The sequence below is a fragment of the Phaeovulum sp. genome (assembly GCF_047638075.1).
Classification (GTDB): Bacteria; Pseudomonadota; Alphaproteobacteria; order Rhodobacterales; family Rhodobacteraceae; genus UBA6197.
Window position 1 is genome coordinate 1 of the sequence record NZ_JBLJBV010000045.1, and the last position, 3,050, is coordinate 3,050.

The 3,050-nt window shown below is 60.6% G+C and carries 2 protein-coding genes and 1 pseudogene; all 3 read left to right on the forward strand.

Translation table 11 applies throughout. From position 1 onward, the window contains the following. Positions 1–603 (forward strand): annotated as a pseudogene (locus ACM62R_RS07120) (hypothetical protein); the annotation flags it as partial. A gap of 237 nt (positions 604–840) precedes the next feature. Next, positions 841–2,034, forward strand: coding sequence for an ADP-forming succinate--CoA ligase subunit beta (gene sucC / locus ACM62R_RS07125; RefSeq protein WP_415183363.1), 1,194 nt, complete (start codon positions 841–843; stop codon positions 2,032–2,034). 3 nt (positions 2,035–2,037) lie between these two features. After that, on the forward strand, positions 2,038–2,922 hold the full coding sequence (sucD, locus tag ACM62R_RS07130) for a succinate--CoA ligase subunit alpha (RefSeq protein ID WP_415183364.1): 885 nt from the start codon (positions 2,038–2,040) through the stop codon (positions 2,920–2,922). Positions 2,923–3,050 lie beyond the last annotated feature (128 nt).

A 3,050-nucleotide genomic window follows, 5' to 3' on the forward strand; every position in this document is an offset into this window, starting at 1 on the left:
CAGACCGTTCTGGCCTATGACCCAACCACCGCCATTGCCCGTGTGCTTGACGCGCGCGCGCAGCTTGGCCTTCTGGGGGGGGGCCATTCGGATGATTTCAACTTTGAAACCTCGTTTGGCGATTTCATGGATGTGTTCGCCATGGTTGCGGGCGCGCTAGACCAGCAGCCCGACCCTGCCTTTGCCCTTGCCGCGCAGGACCATTTCCTGTCGATGATAAATGAGAACCGCCGCTTTTGGGCACTGATTGATCGTGAAACAGACGATCTGCGCGAATGGATTCCGAATGACCGGCAGGCTTCGGGGTTAGGGCTGGATCTGCCGCAGGGCACTGGCGCCACCTGGCTTTCCGTGCTGAAGGATGCCGAGGCCCTGCTGACAGGCAATCTGCTGGTCCCCTACTGGCGCGGTGGCGATGACGTCGGTATCAACCTTGGGATGGTGTTTACCGACCCGCGCCCGGTCGATCTGATCGGCTGGGTGCAGGGCTGGGGGGCGCTGCCCTATCTGCAAAAGGGGCCGGTCGTCTCCAGCCAAAGCTGGCGCAGCTTTGAGGCGATGATGCAGGGCGAATCGCTGATGTTCATGGTGCTGTTCAACTAAACCCCCGCCCCGTTTCCCATGTCAGGGGGGGGTGAAACCCGAACACGGCAGCGCCGTGGGTATGTGCAATCGCCATTTCGACCCCGGCGCATTGCGTTTGTGATCACACAAATCGAACCTGTGATCACAAAACCTATTATTCCCGACCCAAACCCGCCTATCGTGCAAATAGAGGTTTGGAAAACCGTTGGGATATGGCAAGAAACCCACGAAATTGCACCAGCATGGGACACTGCCATGAATATTCATGAATACCAGGCGAAAGCCCTTCTGCGCAGCTACGGCTGCCCTGTTTCAGAAGGGCGCGTCGTCCTGAAGGCAGACGAGGCGAAGACCGCAGCAAGCGAAATGGACGGCCCGCTTTGGGTGGTCAAAGCCCAGATCCACGCAGGTGGCCGCGGCAAGGGCCACTTTGTGGAACCCGAAGCCGGTGAAAAAGGCGGCGTCCGCCTGGCCAAATCGGTCGAAGAGGCCGAGGCGATGGCCAAGCAGATGCTGGGCCGCACCCTTGTGACCCATCAGACCGGCGCCGCCGGCAAGCAGGTCAACCGCATCTATATCGAAGACGGCTCTGACATCGCGCGCGAACTTTACCTTGCGCTGCTGGTCGACCGTCAAACCAGCCGTGTTTCCTTTGTCGTCTCGACCGAAGGCGGGATGGACATCGAAGAGGTTGCCGCCAACACCCCCGAAAAGATCCTGTCGTTCAGCGTCGATCCGGCCTCGGGCCTGTCCGATTTCCACGGCCGCCGCGTTGCCTTTGCGCTGGGGCTGGAAGGCGCGCAGGTCAAGCAATGCGTGGCCCTGATCCGCAATCTCTACCGCTGCTTTGTCGAAAAAGACATGGAGATGCTGGAGATCAACCCCCTGATCGTCACCCCCGATGGCAACCTCAAATGCCTTGACGCGAAGATGGGTTTTGACGGCAACGCGCTTTACCGCCACGCGGACATCCTGGCGCTGCGCGACGAAACCGAAGAAGACCCGAAAGAGCTTGCCGCCTCGAAGTTCGATCTGAACTACATCGCGCTGGATGGCGAAATCGGCTGCATGGTCAACGGCGCGGGCCTTGCCATGGCGACGATGGACATCATCAAGCTTTACGGCGCAGAACCCGCCAACTTTCTGGATGTGGGCGGCGGTGCGACCAAGGAAAAGGTCACCGAGGCGTTCAAGATCATCACCTCTGACCCCAATGTCAAAGGCATCCTTGTCAATATCTTCGGCGGCATCATGCGCTGCGACATCATCGCCGAGGGCGTGATTTCGGCGGTCAAGGAAGTTGGTCTGCAAGTGCCGCTGGTCGTGCGCCTTGAAGGCACCAACGTCGAGAAGGGCAAGGAAATCATCGCCACCTCCGGCCTGAACGTCATCGCGGCAGACAACCTGTCGGACGCGGCGCAGAAAATCGTCAAAGCGGTGAAAGGTTAAATCATGGCAGTCCTCGTCAACGAAAACACCAAAGTCATCTGCCAGGGCTTCACCGGCAGCCAGGGCACGTTCCACTCGGAACAGGCCATCGCTTATGGCACCAAGATGGTCGGCGGCGTGACGCCCGGCAAAGGCGGCAGCACCCACCTGAACCTGCCGGTTTTCAACTCGGTCCACGAAGCGCGCGCCAAAACCGGCGCCAACGCCTCGGCGATCTATGTGCCGCCCCCCTTTGCCGCCGACAGCATCCTTGAGGCGATCGACGCCGAGATGGAGCTGATCGTATGCATCACCGAAGGGATCCCGGTTCTGGACATGATGCGCGTCAAACGCGCGCTTGAAGGTTCCAAATCGCGGCTGATCGGGCCCAACTGCCCCGGCGTCATCACCCCTGATGCCTGCAAGATCGGCATCATGCCCGGCCATATCCACAAACGCGGCTCTTGTGGTGTTGTCTCGCGCTCGGGGACGCTGACCTATGAGGCGGTCAAACAAACCACCGATCTGGGCCTTGGCCAATCGTCGGCCGTGGGTATCGGCGGCGACCCGATCAAGGGCACCGAACATATCGACGTGCTGGAAATGTTCCTGGCCGACCCGGAAACCACCTCGATCATCATGATCGGTGAAATCGGTGGCGCTGCCGAGGAAGAAGCCGCGCAGTTCCTGGCCGATGAGAAAAAGCGCGGCCGCTGGAAGCCCACCGCAGGCTTCATCGCCGGCCGCACCGCCCCCAAAGGCCGCCGCATGGGCCACGCTGGCGCCATTGTCGCCGGTGGCAAAGGCGACGCTGAAAGCAAGATCGAGGCGATGCGCGCCGCCGGCATCATCGTCGCGGACAGCCCGGCAGGTCTGGGCGAAGCTGTGATGAAGGCAATCAAAGGCTAACAGGCCATAAACGCGCCCCCCGATTCCGGCGGGGCGCGGTTTCATATTCAGTCAGGTGCTGTCATGAATGATCAATCCCCGAACGACCAGTTCCACGCCTCCTCGTTCCTGCAAGGGGCCAACGCGGA